This is a genomic window from Klebsiella sp. 10 (assembly GCF_018223925.1).
Taxonomy (GTDB): Bacteria; Pseudomonadota; Gammaproteobacteria; order Enterobacterales; family Enterobacteriaceae; genus Klebsiella; species Klebsiella pneumoniae.
In genome coordinates, this window is the sequence record NZ_JAGRRB010000008.1 from 203092 (window position 1) to 227678 (window position 24587).

21 protein-coding genes are annotated in these 24587 nt (G+C 57.1%); 16 read left to right on the top strand and 5 right to left on the bottom strand.

Features of this window, described 5'->3' with window-relative positions:
* Positions 1 to 155: 155 nt before the first annotated feature.
* The 5 genes from leuD to leuL all read right to left on the bottom strand — a co-directional run bounded on the left by leuD (position 156) and on the right by leuL (position 5019).
* Entirely contained in the window at positions 156 to 761 is a 606-nt protein-coding gene (leuD, locus tag KHQ26_RS09830; protein WP_002888481.1) for a 3-isopropylmalate dehydratase small subunit, read from the bottom strand.
* 10 nt (positions 762 to 771) lie between these two features.
* Complete coding sequence (gene leuC, locus KHQ26_RS09835) at positions 772 to 2172, bottom strand: 3-isopropylmalate dehydratase large subunit (protein ID WP_004177417.1); 1401 nt, start codon at positions 2170 to 2172, stop codon at positions 772 to 774.
* Between the two features lie 2 nt (positions 2173 to 2174).
* A complete protein-coding gene (gene leuB, locus KHQ26_RS09840; RefSeq protein WP_002888487.1) occupies positions 2175 to 3266 on the bottom strand; it encodes a 3-isopropylmalate dehydrogenase in 1092 nt (363 codons plus the stop codon).
* Entirely contained in the window at positions 3266 to 4837 is a 1572-nt protein-coding gene (leuA, locus tag KHQ26_RS09845; RefSeq protein ID WP_004178594.1) for a 2-isopropylmalate synthase, read from the bottom strand. Before leuA ends, leuB begins: the two co-directional genes overlap by 1 nt.
* A gap of 95 nt (positions 4838 to 4932) precedes the next feature.
* Complete coding sequence (leuL, locus tag KHQ26_RS09850; protein WP_004222662.1) at positions 4933 to 5019, bottom strand: leu operon leader peptide; 87 nt, start codon at positions 5017 to 5019, stop codon at positions 4933 to 4935.
* Positions 5020 to 5632: 613 nt separating this feature from the next.
* On the opposite strand from leuL, the gene leuO reads away from it, so the two are divergent.
* The 16 genes from leuO (at position 5633) to KHQ26_RS09930 (ending at position 24587) form a co-directional block, all read left to right on the top strand.
* A complete protein-coding gene (gene leuO, locus KHQ26_RS09855; protein WP_004192013.1) occupies positions 5633 to 6601 on the top strand; it encodes a transcriptional regulator LeuO in 969 nt (322 codons plus the stop codon).
* Between the two features lie 394 nt (positions 6602 to 6995).
* Positions 6996 to 8720 carry an acetolactate synthase 3 large subunit gene (gene ilvI / locus KHQ26_RS09860; RefSeq protein WP_002888534.1) on the top strand — a complete coding sequence of 575 codons (1725 nt, stop codon included), beginning with the start codon at positions 6996 to 6998 and terminating at the stop codon, positions 8718 to 8720.
* A gap of 2 nt (positions 8721 to 8722) precedes the next feature.
* Positions 8723 to 9214 carry an acetolactate synthase small subunit gene (ilvN, locus tag KHQ26_RS09865; protein ID WP_002888536.1) on the top strand — a complete coding sequence of 164 codons (492 nt, stop codon included), beginning with the start codon at positions 8723 to 8725 and terminating at the stop codon, positions 9212 to 9214.
* A 180-nt stretch (positions 9215 to 9394) separates the two neighbouring features.
* Positions 9395 to 10399 carry a catabolite repressor/activator gene (gene cra / locus KHQ26_RS09870; protein WP_004145952.1) on the top strand — a complete coding sequence of 335 codons (1005 nt, stop codon included), beginning with the start codon at positions 9395 to 9397 and terminating at the stop codon, positions 10397 to 10399.
* Between the two features lie 640 nt (positions 10400 to 11039).
* A complete protein-coding gene (gene mraZ / locus KHQ26_RS09875; protein WP_002888541.1) occupies positions 11040 to 11498 on the top strand; it encodes a division/cell wall cluster transcriptional repressor MraZ in 459 nt (152 codons plus the stop codon).
* 2 nt (positions 11499 to 11500) lie between these two features.
* Positions 11501 to 12442, top strand: a complete 942-nt coding sequence (gene rsmH / locus KHQ26_RS09880) for a 16S rRNA (cytosine(1402)-N(4))-methyltransferase RsmH (protein ID WP_002888547.1) — start codon at positions 11501 to 11503, stop codon at positions 12440 to 12442.
* Complete coding sequence (ftsL, locus tag KHQ26_RS09885; protein WP_029496936.1) at positions 12439 to 12804, top strand: cell division protein FtsL; 366 nt, start codon at positions 12439 to 12441, stop codon at positions 12802 to 12804. Before rsmH ends, ftsL begins: the two co-directional genes overlap by 4 nt.
* A 15-nt stretch (positions 12805 to 12819) precedes the next feature.
* Positions 12820 to 14586, top strand: a complete 1767-nt coding sequence (locus KHQ26_RS09890) for a peptidoglycan glycosyltransferase FtsI (RefSeq protein WP_002888559.1) — start codon at positions 12820 to 12822, stop codon at positions 14584 to 14586.
* Positions 14573 to 16060, top strand: a complete 1488-nt coding sequence (gene murE / locus KHQ26_RS09895) for a UDP-N-acetylmuramoyl-L-alanyl-D-glutamate--2,6-diaminopimelate ligase (RefSeq protein ID WP_004147071.1) — start codon at positions 14573 to 14575, stop codon at positions 16058 to 16060. Before KHQ26_RS09890 ends, murE begins: the two co-directional genes overlap by 14 nt.
* Positions 16057 to 17415 (top strand): UDP-N-acetylmuramoyl-tripeptide--D-alanyl-D-alanine ligase, encoded by a 1359-nt coding sequence (murF, locus tag KHQ26_RS09900; protein WP_020805131.1) that lies wholly within the window; start codon positions 16057 to 16059, stop codon positions 17413 to 17415. The genes murE and murF overlap by 4 nt, the downstream gene beginning before the upstream one ends.
* Positions 17409 to 18491, top strand: coding sequence for a phospho-N-acetylmuramoyl-pentapeptide-transferase (gene mraY, locus KHQ26_RS09905; RefSeq protein WP_002888562.1), 1083 nt, complete (start codon positions 17409 to 17411; stop codon positions 18489 to 18491). The genes murF and mraY overlap by 7 nt, the downstream gene beginning before the upstream one ends.
* 2 nt (positions 18492 to 18493) lie before the next feature.
* Positions 18494 to 19810 (top strand): UDP-N-acetylmuramoyl-L-alanine--D-glutamate ligase, encoded by a 1317-nt coding sequence (murD, locus tag KHQ26_RS09910; protein ID WP_004151364.1) that lies wholly within the window; start codon positions 18494 to 18496, stop codon positions 19808 to 19810.
* Positions 19810 to 21084 (top strand): cell division protein FtsW, encoded by a 1275-nt coding sequence (ftsW, locus tag KHQ26_RS09915; RefSeq protein ID WP_002888565.1) that lies wholly within the window; start codon positions 19810 to 19812, stop codon positions 21082 to 21084. Before murD ends, ftsW begins: the two co-directional genes overlap by 1 nt.
* Positions 21081 to 22151, top strand: coding sequence for an undecaprenyldiphospho-muramoylpentapeptide beta-N-acetylglucosaminyltransferase (murG, locus tag KHQ26_RS09920; RefSeq protein WP_002888566.1), 1071 nt, complete (start codon positions 21081 to 21083; stop codon positions 22149 to 22151). The genes ftsW and murG overlap by 4 nt, the downstream gene beginning before the upstream one ends.
* Before the next feature lie 47 nt (positions 22152 to 22198).
* Positions 22199 to 23674 carry a UDP-N-acetylmuramate--L-alanine ligase gene (gene murC / locus KHQ26_RS09925; RefSeq protein ID WP_004145947.1) on the top strand — a complete coding sequence of 492 codons (1476 nt, stop codon included), beginning with the start codon at positions 22199 to 22201 and terminating at the stop codon, positions 23672 to 23674.
* A complete protein-coding gene (locus KHQ26_RS09930; RefSeq protein ID WP_002888623.1) occupies positions 23667 to 24587 on the top strand; it encodes a D-alanine--D-alanine ligase in 921 nt (306 codons plus the stop codon). Before murC ends, KHQ26_RS09930 begins: the two co-directional genes overlap by 8 nt.

Consider the following 24587-nt stretch of genomic DNA (forward strand, 5'->3'; position numbering starts at 1 on the left):
GAAGGGGAGGAAAGCGGAATAATTCTTCTTTAGGCGGTAGGGCAGGGTGGCGGTAAGGTCTGACAATCAGCAAATTAAAATTGGTTTTTGTGCGTGAGATCGCAATTTTCTCCGCAACAAAATAAAAAGCCCGATCAAATGACCGGGCCCAAAGGTTAATTCATAAACGCCGGCAGCTTGCGTTCATAGTCGGAGATCGCCGCTTCATGCTGCAGCGTCAGGCCGATGCTATCCAGGCCGTTGAGCATGCAGTGGCGGCGGAAATCGTCGATCTTAAAGCTGTAGGTTTTATCCCCGGCTTTAACCACTTGCGCTTCCAGATCCACTTCAAACGTAATGCCCGGGTTGGCCTGCACCAGCTTGAACAGCTCGTCGACCTGCTCGTCGCTCAGGGTCACCGGCAGCAGCTGGTTATTGAAGCTGTTGCCGTAAAAGATATCGGCAAAGCTCGGGGCGATAACGACCTTAAAGCCGTAATCGGTCAGCGCCCACGGCGCGTGCTCGCGCGAGGAGCCGCAGCCGAAGTTTTCCCGCGCCAGCAGTATCGATGCCCCCTGGTACTCAGGAAAATTCAGCACGAACTCCGGGTTCGGCTGTTGACCTTTATCGTCGAGAAAGCGCCAGTCGTTAAACAGGTGCGCGCCAAAGCCGGTGCGGGTGACCTTCTGCAAAAATTGCTTAGGGATGATCGCGTCGGTATCGACGTTTGCAGCATCCAGCGGAACCACCAGGCCGGTATGTTGGGTAAATTTCTCTGCCATGATGGTCTCCTTACTTCAGATTACGGATATCGGCGAAATGGCCGGTAACGGCTGCCGCCGCGGCCATTGCCGGGCTCACCAGGTGCGTGCGTCCGCCGCGGCCCTGACGGCCTTCAAAGTTACGGTTGCTGGTTGAGGCACAGCGTTCGCCCGGATTCAGGCGGTCATTATTCATTGCCAGACACATAGAGCAACCAGGTAAGCGCCACTCAAAGCCGGCTTCGATAAAGATCTTATCCAGACCTTCCGCTTCCGCCTGCGCTTTCACCGGACCAGAACCCGGCACCACCAGCGCCTGGACGCCCGGCGCCACTTTACGCCCTTTAGCGATTTCCGCCGCGGCGCGTAAATCTTCGATGCGCGAGTTGGTGCAGGAGCCGATAAACACTTTATCGATAGCGACTTCCGTCAGCGGGATCCCGGATTTCAGCCCCATATAGGCCAGCGCTTTTTCGGCGCTGGCGCGTTCCACCGGATCGCTGAACGACGCTGGATCGGGGATGTTATCCGTCACCGAGATCACCTGGCCCGGGTTGGTGCCCCAGGTCACCTGCGGGGCAATTTCCGCCGCCTGCAGCGTCACCACGGTATCAAACGTCGCGCCGTCGTCGGTTTTCAGGGTTTTCCAGTACGCTACGGCATCGTCAAAATCTTTGCCTTTCGGCGCATGCAGACGGCCGCGTACGTAATTGAAGGTGGTTTCGTCCGGCGCGACCAGGCCCGCTTTGGCGCCCATCTCGATCGCCATGTTGCACAGGGTCATACGCCCTTCCATGCTCAGATCGCGGATCGCTTCGCCGCAGAACTCAACCACATGGCCGGTGCCGCCGGCGCTACCGGTTTTACCAATGATGGCCAGCACGATATCTTTGGCGGTAATGCCCGGCGCCGCTTTGCCCTGGACTTCGATTTTCATGGTCTTCGCGCGGCCCTGTTTCAGGGTCTGGGTCGCCAGCACATGCTCCACTTCGGAGGTGCCGATACCGAACGCCAGCGCACCGAACGCGCCGTGGGTGGCGGTATGGGAGTCACCGCACACGATCGTCATCCCCGGCAGGGTAACCCCTTGTTCCGGGCCCATGACGTGGACGATGCCCTGATACGGGTGGTTCAGGTCGTACAGTTCAACGCCGAACTCTTTACAGTTCTTAATCAGCTCCTGCATCTGAATGCGGGCCATCTCACCGGACGCGTTAATGTCTTTGGTCTGCGTCGAGACGTTATGATCCATGGTAGCGAAGGTTTTACCCGGCTGGCGCACCTGGCGGCCATGGGCGCGCAGACCGTCAAACGCCTGCGGAGAGGTGACTTCGTGCACCAGATGGCGGTCGATATACAGCAGCGGGGTTTCGTTCTGCGCCTCATACACTACGTGCGCATCAAATAATTTTTCGTATAACGTCTTCGCCATGATTACACCCCTTCTGCGACATAGCGGGCAATAATATCGCCCATTTCATCAGTGCTGACCGCCGCCGTGCCGCGCGCTAAGTCGCCGGTTCGAACCCCTTCTTCTAAGGCGCGGTTGATCGCGTTTTCAATGGCGGTCGCCGCTTCGTCAGCGTCGAGGCTGTAGCGCAGCAGCAGAGCCAGGGAGAGGATCTGCGCGATCGGGTTGGCGATATTTTTGCCGGCGATATCCGGTGCGGAACCGCCCGCCGGCTCGTACAGGCCAAAACCTTGTTCATTGAGGCTGGCGGACGGCAGCATACCCATCGAGCCGGTGATCATCGCGCACTCGTCGGAGAGGATGTCGCCAAACAGGTTGGAGCACAGCAGCACGTCGAACTGGGACGGATCTTTAATCAGCTGCATGGTGGCGTTATCGATATACATATGCGCCAGCTCAACGTCCGGATACTCCTTGCCGATCTCGCTGACGATTTCGCGCCACAGGATGGAGGACTGCAGAACGTTGGCCTTATCGATGGAAGTCACTTTGTGACGACGCTTGCGGGCGGATTCAAAAGCGATGCGCGCGATACGCTCGATCTCAAAGCGGTGATACACCTCGGTATCAAAGGCTTTCTCATGCTGACCGCTGCCTTCGCGGCCTTTCGGCTGGCCGAAGTAGATGCCGCCGGTCAGTTCGCGTACGCAGAGAATGTCGAAGCCGTTAGCAGCGATGTCGGCGCGCAGCGGGCAGAACTCTTCCAGCCCCTGATACAGTTTGGCCGGGCGCAGGTTGCTGAACAGTTTAAAGTGTTTACGCAGCGGCAGCAGCGCGCCACGCTCTGGTTGTTCCGCCGGCGGCAGGTGCTCCCATTTCGGACCGCCGACGGAGCCGAACAGGATCGCATCCGCCTGCTCGCATCCGGCGACGGTCGCCTGCGGCAGGGGAGTTCCCTGACGGTCGATGGCCGCCCCGCCAACGTCATACTGGCTGGTGGTAATGTGCATGGCAAAACGTTGGCGCACGGCTTCCAGTACTTTCATCGCCTGGTTCATCACTTCCGGGCCAATGCCATCACCCGGCAAAACGGCAATATGGTAATTCTTCGACATTACACGGTTTCCTTATTGTTCTCTTTATTCTGAGCTTTGCGTTGCAATTCTTTTTCGACTTCGGCGGCGCGCCAGATGTTGTTCAGCACGTGAACCATCGCTTTGGCTGACGACTCTACGATATCCGTTGCCAGACCAACGCCATGGAAGCGGCGGCCATTGTAGTCAACGACGATATCCACCTGGCCCAGGGCGTCTTTGCCGTGGCCTTTCGCGCTTAAGCCATACTTCACTAATTCAATGTTGTAGTCGGTGACGCGATTAATCGCCTGGTAGATAGCATCGACCGGACCGTTGCCGTTGGCGGCTTCGGTTTTGATCTCATCCCCGCAGACCAGTTTGATCGAGGCGGTGGCGATATCGCTGGATCCGGATTGGACGTTGAAGTAATCCAGGCGGAAATGCTCTGGCTCTTCCTGCTGCTTGTTGATAAAGGCCAGCGCTTCCAGATCGTAATCGAAGACCTGGCCTTTTTTGTCCGCCAGCTTCAGGAATGCGTCGTACAGATGATCCAGGTTGTAATCGCTCTCCTGGTAGCCCATCTCTTCCATCCGGTGTTTCACCGCCGCGCGGCCGGAGCGGGAAGTCAGGTTCAGTTGCACCTGGTTCAGGCCGATAGATTCCGGGGTCATGATCTCGTAGTTTTCGCGGTTCTTCAGCACGCCGTCCTGGTGAATGCCGGAGGAGTGGGCGAAGGCGCCGGTGCCGACGATGGCCTTGTTCGCCGGGATCGGCATATTGCAGATCTGGCTGACGGTCTGGCTGGTGCGCCAGATTTCATGATGATTAATGTTGGTGTGCACGTTCATGATGTCTTTGCGCACTTTGATCGCCATGATCACTTCTTCCAGCGCGCAGTTGCCGGCGCGTTCGCCGATACCGTTCATCGCACCTTCTACCTGGCGCGCACCGGCGTGGACCGCGGCGAGGGCGTTACCGACAGCGATGCCCAGATCATCATGGGTGTGGACGGAAATAATTGCTTTGTCGATATTCGGCACGCGATCATACAGGCCGCTGATGATGTTGGCATATTCGAACGGCATGGTATAGCCGACGGTATCCGGGATATTAATGGTGGTGGCGCCGGCGTTGATCGCCGCTTCCACGACGCGAGCCAGATCGGCAATCGGCGTACGGCCGGCGTCTTCACAGGAGAACTCAACGTCGTCAGTGTAGTTGCGTGCCCGCTTCACCATATAGATCGCGCGCTCAATAACCTCATCCAGCGTACTGCGCAGTTTGGTGGCGATATGCATCGGCGAGGTGGCAATAAAGGTATGAATACGGAAAGCCTCGGCCACTTTTAACGATTCCGCCGCCACGTCGATATCTTTCTCAACGCAGCGCGCCAGAGCGCACACGCGGCTGTTTTTAATGGTGCGCGCGATGGTTTGCACCGATTCAAAATCGCCCGGCGAGGATACCGGGAAACCGACTTCCATTACGTCGACCCCCATTCGCTCAAGGGCCAGTGCGATCTGCAGCTTCTCTTTGACACTCAGGCTTGCCTGTAACGCTTGTTCGCCATCACGTAAGGTCGTATCGAAAATAATGACTTGCTGGCTCATGGTTTGGATCCTTAGTCTGTGTCCTGGCGCCTTGTTGACGAGCATAAAAAAACCCGCGCCAAGGCGCGGGTTTTATAGTCTTGCTGGAAGATGACTTAACGCTGAACGTCGCCCAACAGCCTACCGCGCAAATGGCATGCGTTTAGTAGTAGTAGGCTGGTGATACGAGCGGTGCGAATCATTGCGTCAAACTCCAGATGAAATCGTTATGCTTTTAGAGTTACTGGATAGCCGTTTTAAAGTCAACCCCTGGCATGGAAAAAGCGTTTTGGGCTGACTAAATGAATTAGCAAAATGTGCTGATGGAAGCCCCATTTTGCAGAAGATCCTATTTTGGACCGAAGGCGGTTTATCCCCATTTGTTTCATTTGAAAAAGTGCTTTGCATTCAAGGCATCGTCGAACAGGTGTCGCCAATGAAGGGACAAAAAACGGTATCTGGATGAAAATATTAAATTTATTTTTCCTGTGAATGTATTCGAACGCTAGCGGATTATTTTTCAATGATAAGGATTTGTTAATTTTATGGAGGGAAAAATAAAATACTTTATTATTGCTTAAGTTACAGTTAACTCGTGGTGCTGTTTTTATTTTTATGGATTATGGTTACACTTATCATCATTAAGTAATCAGTATGGTTTGAGCGGCTCAATTTTTTGATCAGGACCGTTTCTTCACTGCCACTCATAGCCTTGATATATTCCTAAAAATTTCTTTTGCTATTTTGTAAATGTCATTTGCATGGTAAATGATATTTTCGGCGCTAATTATAGCGGTTTAGTGAAGGGAATTCATCGTGACGGCGGAATTAGATATGTTAATTGAAACTCCAGAATATAAATCAGCCCCCGGACAGGAAGTCGTTAAACCTCAACTACGGATGGTTGATCTCAATCTGCTTACCGTTTTTGATGCGGTTATGCAAGAGCAGAATATTACTCGTGCCGCCCATACGCTCGGCATGTCACAACCCGCGGTGAGCAATGCGGTTTCACGACTGAAAGTGATGTTTAATGACGAGCTTTTTGTGCGCTATGGCCGCGGTATTCAGCCGACGGCGCGCGCCTATCAGCTGTTTGGCTCGGTACGCCAGGCGCTGCAGCTGGTCCAAAACGAATTGCCAGGCTCCGGTTTTGAACCGCTGAGCAGTGAGCGCGTGTTCCATCTGTGCGTCTGCAGCCCGCTGGATAACATCCTGACGTCGGTTATTTTTAATAAAGTTGCAGAGATAGCACCCAATATTCATTTAGTCTTTAAGTCTGCGCTGAATCAAAATACGGAACATCAGCTACGTTATCAGGAAACAGAATTCGTAATCGGTTATGAAGAGTTCCGTCGCCCTGAGTTTGCCTGCGTTCCGTTATTTAAAGACGAAATGGTCCTGGTCGCCAGTCGCAACCATCCGCGTATTTCCGGGCCGATGATGGAGGCGGATATTTATCGCGAGGAGCATGCCGCCGTTGCTCTCGACCGGTATGCCTCATTTAGTTTGCCGTGGTATGACACGGCCGATAAACAAGCGCGTATCGCCTATCAGGGTAATGCGATGGTCAGCGTATTAAACGTAGTATCGCAAACCCAGATGGTGGCCATTGCCCCGCGCTGGCTGGCAGATGAATTTGCTGACAAGCTTGCCCTGCAAATATTACCTTTGCCGTTGAAGGTCAACAGTCGGACCTGCTATCTCTCCTGGCACGAAGCCGCTGGTCGTGATAAAGGCCACCAGTGGATGGAAGAGCTGTTGGTGGACATTTGCAAGCGCTGACCCAACGACGATAGATAGCAAAGGAGCTTCGGCTCCTTTTTTTATATGACATAAATCAAATAAAGCAGAATTTTATTCTGTTTACCTTGCGCGAGGGGTTCGTTGTGTTCGTGAAAAATGGATCTATTCCTGTTATCACCCTTTTTCGCCGAGTATTTACCATTCTCTTTTCTTATCTCTGAAGCAATTCACCATATTTTCCCCTCACCGCTTTCTTTTCTTCTTATTCAAGAAATAAGGCCTCAGCTGCGGCGAATTGCCTGCCTGCTGGCGAGCAGTTATGGTAGTGGCATGCAGTACATTCACCTCAATGCGGAGGACCACTCCTTCGCATCGTGCGAGCGCGCGGAAATTGAGTTCCGCTGTCGTAAAACAATAAGCCTGGAGGCAAACCATGGAGATGTTGTCAGGAGCCGAGATGGTCGTCCAATCGCTTGTCGATCAGGGCGTCAAGCAAGTATTCGGCTATCCCGGAGGCGCAGTCCTCGATATCTATGATGCGTTACATACCCTTGGCGGTATCGATCATGTGCTGGTTCGTCACGAGCAGGCGGCGGTGCATATGGCGGATGGCCTGGCGCGGGCGACCGGGGAGGTCGGCGTGGTGCTGGTGACCTCTGGGCCTGGGGCGACGAACGCCATCACTGGCATTGCGACAGCCTATATGGACTCTATTCCGTTGGTGATCCTCTCGGGGCAGGTAGCCACCTCGCTTATCGGCTACGATGCCTTCCAGGAGTGCGACATGGTGGGGATTTCCCGTCCGGTGGTGAAGCACAGTTTCCTGGTGAAGCAGACCGAAGATATTCCCGGCGTGCTGAAGAAAGCCTTCTGGCTGGCGGCCAGCGGTCGCCCCGGTCCGGTAGTGGTCGATCTGCCGAAGGATATTCTCAATCCGGCGAAGAAGCTGCCTTACGTCTGGCCGGACGCAGTGAGCATGCGCTCGTATAACCCAACCACCAGTGGCCATAAAGGGCAGATTAAACGCGCCCTGCAGACCCTGGTGGCCGCAAGTAAGCCGGTCGTCTACGTCGGCGGCGGGGCGATCAATGCGCATTGCGAACCTCAGCTGCGCGAGCTGGTGGAAAAACTGAAGCTGCCGGTGGCCTCATCCTTGATGGGACTTGGCGCTTTCCCGGCGACACACTCGCAGGCGCTGGGGATGCTGGGGATGCACGGCACCTATGAAGCCAACATGACTATGCACCACTCGGACGTGATTTTTGCCGTCGGCGTTCGCTTTGACGACCGGACCACCAATAACCTGGCCAAGTATTGTCCGAACGCGACGGTACTGCATATTGATATCGATCCGACTTCAATCTCGAAAACCGTGCCGGCAGATGTGCCGATCGTCGGCGATGCCCGGCTGGTGCTGGAGCAGATGCTGGAGCTGCTGGAGCAGGAGGAAGCGCAGCAGCCGCTGGACGACATTCGCGACTGGTGGCAACAGATCGAGCAGTGGCGTGCCCGTCATTGTCTGCGCTACGACGACCAGAGCGATAAAATCAAACCGCAGGCGGTAATTGAAACTATCTGGCGGCTGACCCAGGGCGATGCCTACGTCACTTCCGATGTGGGTCAGCATCAGATGTTCGCCGCCCTGTATTACCCCTTCGATAAACCGCGGCGCTGGATTAACTCCGGTGGTCTCGGCACCATGGGCTTTGGCCTACCGGCTGCGCTGGGGGTCAAAATGGCTCTGCCGGACGAAATGGTTGTCTGCGTGACCGGTGACGGCAGTATCCAGATGAACATTCAGGAACTCTCCACTGCGCTGCAGTATGAGCTGCCGGTCCTGGTGCTTAACCTCAACAACCGCTATCTCGGGATGGTGAAGCAGTGGCAGGATATGCTCTATTCCGGGCGTCACTCGCAGTCCTATATGGAATCGCTACCGGACTTTGTCCGTCTGGCGGAAGCCTATGGCCACGTCGGGATCCGCATCAGCGAGCCGCAGGAGCTGGAGACGAAGCTTGCTGAAGCTCTGGAGCAGGTGCGCCAGCGTCGGCTGGTGTTTGTCGATGTGACCGTCGACGGCAGTGAGCATGTGTACCCCATGCAGATCCGCGGCGGCGGCATGGATGAAATGTGGTTGAGCAAAACGGAGAGGACCTGATTATGCGCCGGATATTATCGGTATTACTGGAAAACGAATCGGGCGCATTGTCCCGCGTTATCGGCCTCTTTTCCCAGCGTGGCTATAATATAGAAAGCCTGACTGTCGCGCCGACGGACGATCCCACTCTCTCCAGAATGACCATTCAGACCGTGGGCGATGAAAAAGCGATTGAGCAGATTGAAAAGCAACTGCACAAGCTGGTGGATGTCCTGCGGGTCAGCGAGCTGGGGCAGGGGGCTCATGTTGAACGCGAAATTATGCTGGTGAAGGTTCAGGCCAGCGGCTATGGCCGTGAAGAAGTGAAGCGCAACACCGAAATCTTCCGCGGACAGATTATCGACGTGACGCCTTCTATCTATACCGTCCAGCTCGCCGGCACCAGCGATAAGCTGGATGCATTTCTGGCCTCGCTGCGCGATGTCGCTCGGATTGTGGAAGTGGCTCGCTCCGGCGTGGTCGGCCTGTCTCGCGGTGATAAAATCATGCGCTAAGGATCGGGAACTGCTGTAAAAATAGCCCGGCAGAGACTGTCGGGCTTTTTTTTTGCGAAATCAGTAGGAACTGTAAGCGAAAGCGGTTGCTGCGCTAACTATTCTGCGCTTAGATGTTATAAAAAGGATTCCATACCTGAATAATGGTTATGTTTGGCACTTCTTACCCAAGGGGCAATTGTGAAACTGGATGAAATCGCCCGGCTGGCCGGTGTTTCAAGAACCACCGCGAGCTATGTGATTAATGGCAAAGCGAAGCAGTACCGCGTAAGCGATAAAACGGTCGAAAAAGTGATGGCTGTGGTGCGAGAGCACAACTATCACCCAAATGCGGTCGCTGCTGGCCTGCGTGCAGGACGCACACGCTCTATCGGTCTGGTGATCCCGGATCTGGAAAACACCAGCTATACCCGGATTGCAAATTATCTCGAACGTCAGGCGCGTCAGCGCGGCTATCAGCTGCTGATTGCCTGCTCGGAGGATCAGCCCGATAACGAGATGCGCTGTATCGAGCATCTGCTGCAGCGCCAGGTGGACGCTATCATTGTCTCTACTTCGCTGCCGCCGGAGCACCCTTTTTATCAGCGCTGGGCTAACGACCCGTTTCCGATTGTCGCCCTCGACCGCGCCCTCGATCGCGAGCACTTCACCAGCGTGGTTGGCGCTGACCAGGATGACGCCGAGATGCTCGCAGCTGAGCTGCGGACGTTTCCTGGCGAAACGGTGCTCTATCTCGGCGCGCTGCCGGAGCTGTCGGTGAGCTTCCTGCGTGAACAGGGCTTCCGTAAAGCCTGGCAGGACGATCCGCGTGAGGTGCATTATCTCTATGCCAACAGCTATGAGCGCGAAGCGGCGGCCCAGCTGTTTGAGAAATGGCTTGAAACCCATCCGATGCCACAGGCGCTGTTTACCACCTCTTTCCCGCTGCTGCAGGGCGTAATGGATGTGACCTTGCGTCGCGAGGGTAAACTGCCCTCCGAGCTGGCGATCGCCACCTTCGGTGATAATGAGCTGCTCGATTTTCTGCAGTGTCCGGTACTGGCCGTGGCCCAGCGTCATCGCGATGTCGCTGAGCGGGTGCTGGAGATCGTCCTCGCCAGCCTCGACGAACCTCGCAAGCCGAAGCCGGGTCTTAGCCGCATTCGCCGTAATCTCTATCGTCGCGGTAGCCTGAATCGCCGCTAAGGGCGCCATATCGCCAGCGCCCAGGTATAAACCTGGCAGGCCTGACCGTAAGCAGGCCGCTGGCGATAAATCAGGCAATTGACGTGCAAAATGCAAAACTGAATATATTTCAGACAAATCCCTAAACTTCTTTACGCGTTATTTTATTTTATTCACTGACCATCGTTTTGTGACTCCAAATGGGGTACAAAAAATGACTGCGCGGACTTTAATTGTATTATTTTGTTACATTCATCAGGTTAATTGCTGAATTAACACTCATTTTGTACGCGCCACGCTTTCATCCCCGTCATATCCCGCGCCTGGCCAGTCCCTCTGCCAGCAACAGGTACTGTTAACGGCCGGCATAATGGCCTAAAATGCCGCTCGCGTCGCAAACTGACACTTTATATTTTCCCGCCGAAGATATTCTGTTGTTTATAACTGTTACGAGTTTGTTGGTTATTTTCTTACACGTATTCATAACGTTAATTTGCCTCGCCTGTTGATGATTTTTTCATCAGGGCTAATGTCGGCTGTAAATAATGGGTTTTTGAGCTCCGTTGGCATCCGTGCTGGCTTGACAAGCTTTTCCTCCGCTCCGTAAACTCCTTCTGGTGGGAATTTGTGGGGTAAAGTGGCGAAAAGGGGTGAGGCTGGCATGTTCCGTGGAGCAACGTTAGTCAATCTCGACAGCAAAGGCCGCCTGGCCGTGCCAACGCGCTATCGCGAAGGGCTGATCGAGGACGCTGCCGGTCAATTGGTATGCACCATTGACATCCATCACCCGTGCCTGCTGCTTTATCCATTGCCTGAATGGGAAGTCATCGAGCAGAAATTGTCGCGTTTATCGAGCATGAATCCCGTTGAGCGGCGCGTACAGCGTTTGCTTTTGGGTCATGCCAGCGAATGTCAGATGGATAATGCCGGCCGCTTGCTGATTGCGCCGGTGTTACGGCAGCATGCCGGGCTGACAAAAGAAGTGATGCTGGTCGGGCAGTTTAATAAATTTGAACTGTGGGATGAAACGACCTGGTATCAACGGGTCAAGGAAGATATCGACGCTGAGCAGTCCGCGACCGGTGAACTGTCGGAGCGCCTGCAGGATTTGTCCTTATAAAAATGATGGAAAATTATAAACATACTACGGTACTTCTGGATGAAGCCGTCAACGGCCTCAATATTCGTCCAGACGGTATCTATATTGATGGTACTTTTGGCCGCGGCGGTCACTCGCGCCTGATCCTCTCCCGGCTGGGTGCGGAAGGACGCTTGCTGGCCATCGATCGCGACCCGCAGGCGATTGCCGTCGCGCAAACCATCGATGACCCCCGCTTTTCCATCGTACATGGTCCCTTTTCACAACTCGCTGAGTACGTCGGCGAGCGCAATCTTACCGGTAAGATCGACGGCATTCTGCTCGATCTCGGCGTCTCTTCCCCGCAGCTTGACGATGCGGAACGCGGCTTTTCCTTTATGCGTGACGGGCCGCTGGATATGCGCATGGATCCGACGCGCGGTCAGTCCGCGGCCGAATGGCTGCAGACGGCTGAAGAAGACGATATCGCCTGGGTGATTAAAACCTTTGGCGAAGAGCGTTTCGGCAAACGTATCGCCCGCGCGATCGTCGAACGTAATCGCATTCAGCCGATGACCCGCACCAAAGAGCTGGCGGAAGTCATCGCCGCGGCGATGCCGGTAAAAGATAAGCACAAACATCCCGCGACCCGTACCTTCCAGGCGGTGCGCATATGGGTAAACAGTGAACTGGAGGAGATAGAGCAGGCGCTAAAAAGCTCGCTCAGCGTGCTGGCCCCGGGCGGGCGGCTGTCGATCATTAGTTTTCATTCGCTGGAAGACCGCATTGTGAAGCGCTTTATGCGTGAGCAAAGCCGCGGTCCGCAGGTTCCGGCGGGAATACCGATGACCGAAGCGCAGCTCAAAAAACTGGGCGGCCGTGAGTTGCGAGCACTAGGCAAGTTGATGCCGGGCGAAGAAGAGGTGGCAGAGAATCCACGCGCCCGTAGTTCAGTGCTGCGTATCGCAGAGAGGACGAACGCATGATCGGCAGAGTGACAGAGGCCTTAAACAAGGTTAAAGGGTCGATTGGAAGCAACGAGCGCCATGCTTTGCCTGGCGTGATCGGGGACGACCTTCTGCGGTTTGGGAAACTGCCACTCTGCCTGTTCATTTGCATCATTATTACGGCGATTACCGTGGTCACCACTGCGCATCACACGCGCCTGTTGACCGCGCAGCGTGAACAGCTGGTTCTGGAGCGCGACGCCCTGGATATTGAGTGGCGCAACCTGATCCTCGAAGAGAACGCGCTCGGCGATCACAGTCGGGTTGAGCGGATCGCGACCGAGAAGTTACAGATGCAACACGTCGATCCATCACAAGAAAATATCGTTGTACAGAAATAAGGATTATTGCGACGGATGAAAGCAGCGCCAAAAACGCCTAAAGCAAAACGTCAGGAAGAACAGGCCAACTTTATCAGTTGGCGTTTTGCGTTGCTGTGCGGCTGTATTCTGCTGGCGCTGGCTTTTCTGCTGGGTCGCGTCGCCTGGCTACAGGTGATCAGCCCCGATATGCTGGTGCGCCAGGGCGATATGCGTTCTTTGCGCGTACAGGAAGTGTCCACCGCGCGCGGGATGATTACCGATCGCTCCGGACGTCCGCTGGCGGTCAGCGTGCCGGTGAAGGCTATCTGGGCCGACCCGAAAGAGCTCCATGACGCCGGTGGGGTTACCCTGGATACGCGCTGGAAAGCGCTGGCGGATGCCCTCAATATGCCGCTGGATCAGCTGGCGACGCGCATCAATACCAATCCGCGGATGCGGTTTATCTATCTGGCGCGTCAGGTTAATCCTGACATGGCCGATTACATCAAGAAGCTGAAGCTGCCGGGCATTCATCTGCGCGAAGAATCCCGTCGTTACTACCCTTCCGGGGAAGTAACCGCTCACCTCATCGGCTTTACCAACGTCGATAGCCAGGGGATTGAAGGGGTTGAGAAAAGCTTTGATAAATGGCTTACCGGCCAGCCGGGCGAGCGTATCGTACGTAAAGACCGCTATGGCCGGGTAATTGAAGACATCTCTTCTACCGATAGCCAGGCAGCGCACAACCTGGCGCTGAGTATCGACGAACGCCTGCAGGCGCTGGTCTATCGCGAGCTAAACAACGCCGTGGCCTTTAACAAAGCCGAGTCGGGCAGCGCCGTGTTAGTGGATGTTAACACCGGTGAAGTGCTGGCGATGGCCAACAGCCCATCCTATAACCCGAACAACTTCGCCGGTACGGCAAAAGACACCATGCGTAACCGTGCGATTACCGACGTGTTTGAGCCGGGTTCGACGGTGAAACCGATGGTGGTCATGACGGCGCTGCAGCGCGGTATCGTCAACGAAAATACCGTGCTCAATACCGTGCCTTATCGAATTAACGGCCACGAAATCAAAGACGTGGCGCGCTACAGCGAATTGACCCTGACCGGGGTGCTACAGAAGTCGAGTAACGTCGGTGTTTCTAAGCTGGCGTTAGCGATGCCGTCCTCAGCGTTAGTAGATACTTACTCACGTTTTGGGCTTGGAAAGGCGACCAATTTGGGGTTGGTCGGAGAACGCAGTGGCTTATATCCTCAAAAACAACGGTGGTCTGACATAGAGAGGGCCACCTTTTCTTTCGGCTATGGGCTAATGGTAACCCCGTTACAGTTAGCGCGAGTCTACGCAACGATTGGCAGCTATGGCATCTATCGCCCGTTGTCGATTACCAAGGTTGATCCTCCGGTTCCGGGCGAGCGCGTCTTCCCGGAATCACTCGTTCGTACCGTCGTTCATATGATGGAAAGCGTGGCGCTGCCCGGCGGCGGCGGTGTGAAAGCGGCGATCAAAGGCTATCGCATCGCGATTAAAACCGGTACGGCGAAAAAAGTGGGGCCGGATGGCCGCTATATCAACAAATATATTGCTTACACCGCAGGCGTTGCGCCCGCCAGCCATCCGCGCTTCGCGCTGGTGGTGGTGATCAACGACCCGCAGGCAGGTAAATACTACGGTGGCGCCGTTTCCGCGCCGGTCTTCGGTGCCATCATGGGCGGCGTATTGCGCACCATGAACATCGAGCCGGATGCGCTGGCAACGGGCGAAAAAAGTGAATTTGTAATTAATCAAGGCGAGGGAACAGGTGGCAGATCGTAATTTGCGCGACCTACTCGCTCCATGGGTGCCAAACGCACCGGAGCGCATTCTGCGAGAGATGACGCTGGACAGCCGGGTGGCTGCTTCCGGCGATCTCTTTATCGCGGTACAGGGTCATCAGGCGGACGGGCGTCGTTATATCCCGCAGGCGATAGCGCAAGGTGTGGCTGCCATTATTGCTGAAGCGCAGGGCGAAGCTAAAGACGGTGAGATCCGTGAAATGCACGGCGTGCCGGTTATCTACCTGAGCCAGCTTAACGAACGCTTATCGGCGCTGGCCGGGCGTTTTTATCATCAGCCGTCGCAGCAGCTGCGTCTGGTGGGCGTCACCGGCACCAACGGGAAAACCACCACCACTCAGCTGCTGGCGCAGTGGGCAAAGCTGCTCGGCGAAACCAGCGCGGTGATGGGGACCGTCGGTAACGGTCTGCTGGATAAAGTCGTTCCAACTGAAAACACCACCGGTTCCGCGGTGGACGTTCAACATGTGCTCTCCAGTCTGGTCGGGCAGGGGGCTACCTTCGGCGCGATGGAAGTCTCCTCCCACGGTCTGGTACAGCACCGCGTAGCGGCCCTGCAGTTTGCCGCCTCGGTGTTTACCAATCTCAGCCGCGATCATCTCGACTACCATGGCGACATGGAGCACTACGAAGCGGCGAAATGGCTGCTGTACTCCACCCATCATTGCGGTCAGGCCATCGTCAATGCTGACGATGAAGTCGGTCGTCGCTGGCTGGCGAAGCTGCCGGACGCGGTGGCGGTATCGATGGAAGATCATATCAACCCGAATTGCCACGGCCGCTGGCTAAAGGCCACCGCGGTGAACTATCACGACAGCGGGGCGACCATCCAGTTTGACTCCAGCTGGGGCAAGGGCGAAATCGAAAGCCGCCTGATGGGCGCATTTAACGTCAGCAACCTGCTGCTGGCGCTGGCCACGCTGCTGGCGCTGGGCTATCCGCTGGCCGATCTGCTGAAGAGCGCAGCGCGTTTACAGCCGGTGTGCGGCCGTATGGAAGTGTTCAGCGCGCCGGGTAAACCTGCCGTGGTGGTAGATTATGCCCATACGCCTGACGCGCTGGAAAAAGCGCTGCAGGCGGCACGCCTGCACTGCAGCGGCAAGCTGTGGTGCGTCTTCGGCTGCGGCGGCGACCGCGACAAAGGTAAACGTCCGTTGATGGGCGCTATCGCGGAAGAATTTGCCGACATCGTGGTCGTTACTGACGATAACCCGCGCACCGAAGAGCCGCGGGCGATTATCAACGATATTCTGGCCGGCATGCTCGATGCAGGTCAGGCGAAGGTGATGGAAGGCCGCGCGGAAGCGGTGACCAACGCCGTGATGCAGGCGAAAGAGAACGACGTGGTGCTGGTGGCGGGTAAAGGCCATGAAGATTACCAGATCGTCGGCAACCGCCGTCTGGATTATTCCGACCGCGTGACCGTCGCGCGTCTGCTGGGAGCGGTAGCATGATTCGCTTTACGTTAAGTCAACTTGCCGCGATCGCCCATGGCGAACGGCAGGGTAGCGATGTCGCTATCGACGAGGTGACCACCGATACCCGTAAAGTGACGGCGGGCTGCCTGTTTGTGGCGCTGAAAGGGGAGCGTTTCGACGCCCATGATTTTGCCGAACAGGCGAAAGCGGCGGGCGCCGGCGCGCTGCTGGTGAGTCGTCCGCTGGCCTGCGATCTCCCGCAGGTGATTGTGAACGATACCCGGCAGGCTTTCGGTGAGTTAGCCGCCTGGGTGCGTCAGCAGGTGCCGACTCGCGTCGTCGCCTTGACCGGCTCGTCTGGTAAAACCTCGGTTAAAGAGATGACCGCGGCGATCCTCAGCCAGTGCGGCAACACGCTGTATACCGCCGGCAACCTGAACAACGATATCGGCGTCCCGATGACGCTGCTGCGGCTGAGCAAAGAGCATCAGTACGCGGTGATCGAACTCGGCGCCAACCACCAGGGCGAAATCGCCTGGACCGTCAGCCTGACGCGTCCGGAAGCGGCGCTGGTCAACAACCTTGCTGCGGCGCACCTGGAAGGTTTCGGTTCGCTGGCGGGCGTGGCGAAGGCGAAGGGCGAAATCTATACCGGTCTGCCGGAAAATGGCATCGCCATCCTCAATGCCGACAATAACGACTGGCTGAACTGGCAGGCGGTGATTGGCGATCGCAAAGTGTGGCGCTTCTCGCCGAACGCGGCGAACAGCGATTTCACGGCGACCAACGTGCAGATCACCAGCCACGGCACCGAATTTACGCTGCAGACCCCAACCGGCAACGTTGACGTACTGCTGCCGCTGCCGGGACGCCACAACATCGCTAATGCGCTGGCCGCCACTTCGCTGGCGATGGCGGTAGGCGCCGATTTGGCGGCGGTGAAAGCCGGACTGGCGCAGCTGCAGGCCGTTCCGGGACGTCTGTTCCCGATCCGGCTGACCGAGAGCCAGCTGCTGCTGGATGATTCCTATAACGCTAACGTTGGTTCGATGACCGCGGCGGTGCAGGTGCTGTCAGAGATGCCCGGCTTTCGCACGATGGTGGTCGGCGATATGGCAGAGCTTGGCGCGGAGAGCGCGGCCTGCCATCGCGAAGTCGGCGAAGCGGCGAAAGCGGCGGGTCTGGATTGCGTCCTCAGCGTCGGCGCCTTGAGCGCGGATATCAGCCGCGCCAGCGGCGTGGGCGAACATTTTAACGATAAAGCCGCCGTGGTGGCTCGCCTGCGCGAGCTGCTGGCGGAGCACAAAATAATGACCATTTTAGTGAAGGGTTCACGTAGTGCCGCCATGGAAGAGGTAGTACGCGCATTACAGGAGACTGGGACATGTTAGTATGGCTGGCCGAACACTTGGTCAAATATTATTCCGGCTTTAACGTCTTTTCATATCTGACGTTTCGCGCCATCGTCAGCCTGCTGACCGCGCTGTTCATCTCGTTGTGGATGGGCCCGCGCATGATCGCCCGTCTGCAAAAACTCGCCTTTGGCCAGGTCGTACGTAACGACGGCCCGGAGTCTCATTTCAGTAAACGCGGTACTCCGACCATGGGCGGGATCATGATCCTCACCGCGATCACCGTTTCCGTTCTGCTGTGGGCCTATCCATCTAACCCGTACGTCTGGTGCGTACTGACGGTATTAATCGGCTACGGCATCATCGGTTTCGTTGATGATTACCGTAAAGTCGTGCGCAAAGATACCAAAGGCCTGATCGCCCGCTGGAAGTATTTCTGGATGTCGGTGATCGCCCTGGGCGTGGCCTTCGCGCTGTATCTGGCGGGGAAAGATACCCCGGCAACCGAGCTGGTGGTGCCGTTCTTTAAAGACGTAATGCCGCAGCTGGGGCTGTTCTATATCTTGCTGGCCTACTTCGTTATCGTCGGTACCGGCAACGCCGTCAACCTGACCGACGGCCTCGACGGCCTGGCGATTATGCCGACCGTTTTCGTCGCGGCAGGCTTTGCGCTGGTGGCATGGGCCACCGGCAACATGAATTTTGCCAACTACCTGCATATCCCGTATCTGCGCCACGCTGGCGAGCTGGTGATCGTCTGTACGGCGATTGTCGGGGCGGGGCTGGGCTTCCTGTGGTTCAACACCTACCCGGCGCAAGTCTTTATGGGCGACGTCGGTTCACTGGCGCTCGGCGGCGCGTTGGGCATTATCGCCGTGCTGCTGCGTCAGGAGTTCCTGCTGGTGATCATGGGCGGGGTTTTCGTGGTGGAAACGCTGTCGGTTATTCTGCAGGTCGGCTCCTTTAAGCTGCGCGGTCAGCGCATCTTCCGCATGGCGCCGATCCACCACCACTATGAACTGAAAGGCTGGCCGGAGCCGCGCGTTATCGTGCGCTTCTGGATTATTTCGCTGATGCTGGTGCTGATTGGCCTGGCGACGCTGAAGGTACGTTAATCATGGCAGATTATCAGGGTAAAAAAGTCGTCATTATTGGGCTGGGTATGACCGGCCTGTCATGCGTGGACTTTTTCATGGCGCGCGGCGTAACCCCGCGCGTGATGGACACCCGCGTCGCGCCTCCGGGGCTGGATAAATTACCCGAATCGGTCGAATGCCATGTCGGCGGACTCAATGATACCTGGCTGCTGGCGGCGGACCTGATTGTCGCCAGTCCGGGAATTGCGCTGGCCCATCCTTCGCTCAGCGCAGCGGCCGACGCTGGCGTAGAGATCGTTGGCGATATCGAACTGTTCTGCCGCGAAGCGCAGGCGCCGATTATCGCCATTACCGGTTCTAACGGCAAAAGCACTGTTACTACCCTGGTGGGCGAGATGGCGAAAGCCGCTGGAGTTAACGTCGGCGTGGGCGGCAATATCGGCCTGCCGGCGCTGATGCTGCTGGACACCGATCGAGAGCTGTATGTGCTGGAGCTCTCCAGCTTCCAGCTGGAAACCACCTCCAGCCTGCAGGCGGTGGCGGCAACCATCCTCAACGTGACTGAGGATCATATGGACCGCTACCCGCTGGGGCTGCAGCAGTATCGCGCGGCGAAGCTGCGGATTTACGAGAATGCGAAGACCTGCGTGGTGAATGCGGACGATGCGCTCACCATGCCGGTACGCGGGGCGGACGAACGCTGCATTAGCTTTGGCGTCGATGTCGGTGACTACCACCTTAACCGCCAGCAGGGCGAAACCTGGCTGCGCGTTAAAGGTGAGAAAGTCCTCAATGTGAAAGAGATGCCTCTCACCGGTCAGCATAACTACAGCAACGCCCTGGCGGCGCTGGCGCTGGCCGATGCCGCGGGTCTGCCGCGGGCCAGCAGCCTGAAGGCGCTGACCACCTTTACCGGTCTGGCGCACCGTTTCCAGCTGGTGCTGGATCATAACGGCGTACGCTGGATTAACGACTCGAAGGCGACCAACGTCGGCAGCACCGAGGCGGCGCTGAACGGCCTGCAGCTGGACGGCACGCTCTATCTGCTGCTGGGCGGCGACGGCAAGTCCGCTGATTTTACCCCGCTGAAGCGCTACCTCGGCGGCGATCGTATTCGCCTGTACTGCTTTGGTCGCGATGGCGCCGAGCTCGCTGAGCTGCGTCCTGAGGTGGCGGTACAAACTGAGACTATGGAACAGGCGATGCGTCAGATTGCTCCCCTGGTGAAAGCGGGGGACATGGTGCTCCTGTCGCCGGCCTGCGCCAGCCTGGATCAGTTTAAGAACTTTGAACAACGGGGCGAGATGTTTGCCCGTCTGGCGAAGGAGTTAGGTTGATGCGTTTCTCTCTCCCACGCCTGAGAATGCCGCAGCTGAGCCTGCCTCGGCTGAGACTGCCGCGACTGCCGGGGATGTTTATTTTCGCCTGGCTATTCGCTGCGCTGAAAGGCTGGGTGATGGGCTCGCGCCCGAAAGATAACGACAGTCTGGTGATGTATGACCGGATGCTGCTATGGCTGACCTTCGGCCTGGCGGCGATCGGCTTTATTATGGTGACCTCGGCGTCGATGCCGGTCGGACAGCGCCTGGCGAACGATCCTTTCCTCTTCGCCAAGCGTGACGGCCTGTACATTGTACTGGCCTTCGCGCTGGCGATGATTACGCTACGTCTGCCGATGGATTTCTGGCAGCGCCACAGTACCGCGATGCTGATCGCCTCGATCGTCATGCTGCTGATCGTACTGGTAGTAGGCAGCTCGGTAAACGGCGCATCGCGCTGGATAGCCCTTGGTCCGCTGCGTATTCAGCCGGCGGAGTTCACCAAGCTGTCGCTGTTCTGCTACATCGCCAACTATCTGGTGCGTAAAGCCGACGAAGTGCGTAACAACCTGCGCGGCTTCTTAAAACCGATGGGCGTGATTTTCGTACTGGCCATCCTGCTGCTGGCGCAGCCTGACCTCGGTACCGTGGTGGTCCTGTTCGTCACCACGCTGGCGATGCTGTTTCTCGCCGGCGCGAAGCTGTGGCAGTTCATCGCCATTATCGGCATGGGTATTTCGGCGGTGGTCCTGCTGATCCTCGCCGAACCATACCGTATTCGCCGCGTGACCTCCTTCTGGAACCCGTGGGAAGACCCGTTCGGCAGCGGCTACCAGCTGACCCAGTCGCTGATGGCTTTCGGCCGCGGCGAGATGTGGGGGCAGGGCCTCGGCAACTCGGTGCAAAAACTGGAGTATTTACCGGAAGCGCACACTGACTTTATCTTCGCCATTATCGGCGAAGAACTCGGTTATATCGGTGTGGTACTGGCGCTTTTAATGGTATTCTTCGTCGCTTTCCGCGCCATGTCGATTGGCCGTAAAGCGCTGGAGATCGATCATCGCTTTTCCGGCTTCCTCGCCTGTGCGATTGGTATCTGGTTTAGCTTCCAGGCGTTAGTTAACGTCGGCGCGGCGGCGGGGATGCTGCCGACGAAAGGTCTGACGCTGCCGCTGATCAGTTATGGTGGTTCCAGTCTGTTGATTATGTCGACGGCCATTATGTTGTTGTTGCGAATTGATTATGAAACGCGTCTGGAAAAAGCCCAGGCGTTTACACGGGGTGTGCGATGAGCGGTCAGGAAAAGCGGTTGATGGTGATGGCGGGCGGTACCGGCGGGCATGTGTTCCCGGGACTGGCGGTCGCGCACCATTTAATGGACCAGGGCTGGCAGGTTCGCTGGCTGGGTACCGCCGATCGTATGGAAGCGGATTTAGTGCCGAAAAACGGCATCGAAATTGATTTTATCCGCATCTCCGGCCTGCGTGGCAAAGGTATCAAAGCGCAGCTACTGGCGCCGGTGCGTATCTTTAACGCCTGGCGTCAGGCGCGGGCGATCATGAAGCGTTTCCAGCCGGACGTGGTGCTGGGCATGGGCGGCTATGTTTCCGGGCCTGGCGGTCTGGCGGCGTGGTCGCTGGGGATCCCGGTGGTCCTCCACGAGCAAAACGGCATTGCCGGCCTGACTAACAAGTGGCTGGCGAAGATTGCGAAGAAAGTGATGCAGGCGTTTCCCGGCGCGTTCCCGCATGCGGACGTCGTTGGGAACCCGGTGCGCACCGATGTACTGGCGCTGCCGCTGCCAGGTCAGCGTCTGGTTGGCCGTCAGGGACCGATTCGCGTGCTGGTGGTCGGTGGCTCTCAGGGCGCGCGCGTCCTGAACCAGACGATGCCGCAGGTGGCGGCGAAGCTCGGCGCTACGGTGACCATCTGGCATCAAAGCGGCAAAGGCGGCCAGCAAACCGTGCAGCAGGCCTATGCCGCCGCCGGACAGCCGCAGCATAAAGTGACGGAATTTATTGATGACATGGCCGCGGCGTATGCCTGGGCAGATGTTGTGGTTTGCCGTTCCGGCGCGCTGACGGTTAGCGAAATCGCGGCCGCAGGTTTACCAGCGCTGTTTGTCCCGTTCCAGCACAAAGATCGTCAGCAGTACTGGAATGCGCTGCCGCTGGAGAAAGCCGGCGCGGCGAAAATTCTTGAACAGCCTGAGTTCACGGTAGAGGCGGTTGCCTCTACCCTGGCGAGCTGGGATCGGGAAACCTTGCTGGATATGGCGGAACGAGCGCGTGGCGCTTCGATTCCGGACGCTACCGAGCGGGTAGCAGAAGAGGTCAGCGCCGTAGCTTTGGCGCGCTAATTGCGGTGATTTTCACCGCCCGAATACAGAAGTTGATGGCGTAAAGAATGAATACACAAGATTTGGCAAAACTGCGTTCCATAGTGCCCGAGATGCGTCGCGTTCGGCACATTCACTTTGTCGGCATCGGCGGTGCCGGTATGGGCGGTATTGCCGAAGTGTTGGCTAACGAAGGTTACCAGATCAGCGGCTCCGACCTGGCGCCGAATCCGGTGACCCAGCAGCTGTCGCAGCTTGGCGCCACCATTTATTTCAACCATCGCCCGGAAAACGTGCGTGATGCCAGCGTGGTTGTCGTTTCCAGCGCGATTTCGGCAGATAACCCGGAAATCGTTGCCGCGCATGAGGCGCGTATCCCGGTGATCCGTCGTGCCGAAATGCTGGCGGAGCTGATGCGCTTTCGCCACGGGATCGCCATTGCCGGGACCCACGGCAAAACCACCACCACCGCGATGGTATCCAGCATTTACGCCGAGGCCGGGCTGGACCCGACCTTTGTCAACGGCGGGCTGGTAAAAGCGGCGGGCGTACATGCCCGCCTTGGCCATAGCCGTTACCTGATCGCGGAAGCGGATGAGAGCGACGCGTCGTTTCTGCATCTGCAGCCGATGGTGGCCATTGTCACCAACATCGAAGCCGATCACATGGATACCTACCATGGCGACTTCGAGAATCTGAAGCAGACCTTTATCAACTTCCTGCACAACCTGCCGTTCTACGGACGCGCGGTGATGTGCGTGGACGATCCGGTGATCCGGGAACTGTTGCCGCGCGTTGGCCGGCAGATCACCACCTACGGTTTTAGCGACGACGCCGACGTACGCGTCGAGGACTATCGTCAGGTTGGGGCGCAGGGGCATTTCCGCCTGGTGCGCCAGGATAAAGCGATCCTGCAGGTGACGCTCAATGCCCCGGGACGCCATAACGCGCTGAACGCGGCGGCGGCCGTCGCCGTGGCGACGGAAGAGGGGATTGACGATCGGGCTATTCTGCGCGCACTGGAGAGCTTCCAGGGAACAGGACGCCGCTTTGATTTTCTTGGCGAGTTTCCGCTGGCCGAAGTCAACGGCAAACCGGGCAGCGCGATGCTGATCGATGATTACGGTCACCACCCGACGGAAGTGGACGCCACCATTAAAGCAGCGCGCGCCGGCTGGCCGGATAAAAACCTGGTGATGGTATTCCAGCCGCACCGTTATACCCGTACCCGCGATCTGTATGATGATTTTGCCAACGTGCTGACCCAGGTGGATGCCCTGCTGATGCTGGACGTCTATCCGGCGGGCGAAGCGCCGATCCCGGGCGCCGACAGCCGCTCGCTGTGCCGTACCATTCGCGGTCGCGGGAAAGTGGATCCGATCCTGGTGCCCGATTCGGCCCAGGCCGCGGAGATGCTGGCGTCAGTCCTGACCGGCAACGATTTAGTACTGGTGCAGGGCGCCGGTAACATCGGTAAAATCGCCCGCCACCTGGCTGAAATCAAACTGATCCCGCAAAAAACGGAGGAGGAGCGCCATGGCTGATAAAATCGCGGTGCTTTTCGGTGGAACCTCCGCTGAACGTGAAGTGTCGCTGAATTCAGGTGCGGCGGTGCTGGCCGGGCTGCGTGAAGGCGGGGTGGACGCCCATCCGGTCGACCCGCGCGATGTTGATATTACCCAGCTAAAAAAGCAGGGCTTTAAGAAAGCGTTTATTGCCCTCCACGGCCGCGGCGGGGAAGATGGCACTCTGCAGGGGCTGCTGGAGTTAATCCAGCTGCCTTATACCGGCAGCGGCGTGATGGCTTCGGCGATTTCAATGGATAAACTGCGCAGCAAGTGGCTGTGGCAGGGTGCCGGATTACCGGTCGCGCCGTGGGTGGCGCTGACCCGCGCCCAGTTTGCCGCCGGGCTGTCTACTGACGTCGAACAGCAAATTGCGGCGCTGGGTCTGCCGGTCATCATCAAGCCGAGCCGTGAAGGCTCCAGCGTCGGGATGTCGAAAGTCAGCGAAAGTTGTGATTTAGCAAGTGCATTGGCGTTGGCTTTTCAGCATGATGATGAAGTTTTGGTCGAAAAATGGCTCAGTGGACCGGAATTTACCGTCGCCATAGTCGGTGAAGAAATTTTACCGTCAATACGTATCCAGGCCGCGGGAACCTTCTATGATTATGAGGCGAAGTATCTCTCTGATGAGACGCAATATTTCTGCCCAGGATTTGAAGATCCCGCGCGTGAGTCAGCTATTCAGAACCTGGTGCTTAAAGCCTGGAATGTTCTGGGTTGCAAAGGCTGGGGCCGTATTGACGTGATGCTGGACAGCGATGGCCAGTTTTATCTGCTGGAAGCGAATACTTCCCCGGGCATGACCAGCCATAGCCTTGTGCCAATGGCGGCGCGTCAGGCAGGAATGAGCTTCTCCCAGCTTGTTGTACGAATTCTGGACCTGGCGGGGTGA

Excerpts from the sequence above, each read along its gene's own strand:
- leuD (WP_002888481.1), bottom strand. The coding sequence starts at position 761 with ATGGCAGAGAAATTTACCCAACATACCGGCCTGGTGGTTCCGCTGGAT.
- leuC (WP_004177417.1), bottom strand. The coding sequence starts at position 2,172 with ATGGCGAAGACGTTATACGAAAAATTATTTGATGCGCACGTAGTGTAT.
- leuB (WP_002888487.1), bottom strand. The coding sequence starts at position 3,266 with ATGTCGAAGAATTACCATATTGCCGTTTTGCCGGGTGATGGCATTGGC.
- leuA (WP_004178594.1), bottom strand. The coding sequence starts at position 4,837 with ATGAGCCAGCAAGTCATTATTTTCGATACGACCTTACGTGATGGCGAA.
- leuL (WP_004222662.1), bottom strand. The coding sequence starts at position 5,019 with ATGATTCGCACCGCTCGTATCACCAGCCTACTACTACTAAACGCATGC.
- ilvI (WP_002888534.1), top strand. The coding sequence starts at position 6,996 with ATGGAGATGTTGTCAGGAGCCGAGATGGTCGTCCAATCGCTTGTCGAT.
- ilvN (WP_002888536.1), top strand. The coding sequence starts at position 8,723 with ATGCGCCGGATATTATCGGTATTACTGGAAAACGAATCGGGCGCATTG.
- mraZ (WP_002888541.1), top strand. The coding sequence starts at position 11,040 with ATGTTCCGTGGAGCAACGTTAGTCAATCTCGACAGCAAAGGCCGCCTG.
- rsmH (WP_002888547.1), top strand. The coding sequence starts at position 11,501 with ATGATGGAAAATTATAAACATACTACGGTACTTCTGGATGAAGCCGTC.
- ftsL (WP_029496936.1), top strand. The coding sequence starts at position 12,439 with ATGATCGGCAGAGTGACAGAGGCCTTAAACAAGGTTAAAGGGTCGATT.
- KHQ26_RS09890 (WP_002888559.1), top strand. The coding sequence starts at position 12,820 with ATGAAAGCAGCGCCAAAAACGCCTAAAGCAAAACGTCAGGAAGAACAG.
- murF (WP_020805131.1), top strand. The coding sequence starts at position 16,057 with ATGATTCGCTTTACGTTAAGTCAACTTGCCGCGATCGCCCATGGCGAA.
- mraY (WP_002888562.1), top strand. The coding sequence starts at position 17,409 with ATGTTAGTATGGCTGGCCGAACACTTGGTCAAATATTATTCCGGCTTT.
- murD (WP_004151364.1), top strand. The coding sequence starts at position 18,494 with ATGGCAGATTATCAGGGTAAAAAAGTCGTCATTATTGGGCTGGGTATG.
- ftsW (WP_002888565.1), top strand. The coding sequence starts at position 19,810 with ATGCGTTTCTCTCTCCCACGCCTGAGAATGCCGCAGCTGAGCCTGCCT.
- murG (WP_002888566.1), top strand. The coding sequence starts at position 21,081 with ATGAGCGGTCAGGAAAAGCGGTTGATGGTGATGGCGGGCGGTACCGGC.
- murC (WP_004145947.1), top strand. The coding sequence starts at position 22,199 with ATGAATACACAAGATTTGGCAAAACTGCGTTCCATAGTGCCCGAGATG.
- KHQ26_RS09930 (WP_002888623.1), top strand. The coding sequence starts at position 23,667 with ATGGCTGATAAAATCGCGGTGCTTTTCGGTGGAACCTCCGCTGAACGT.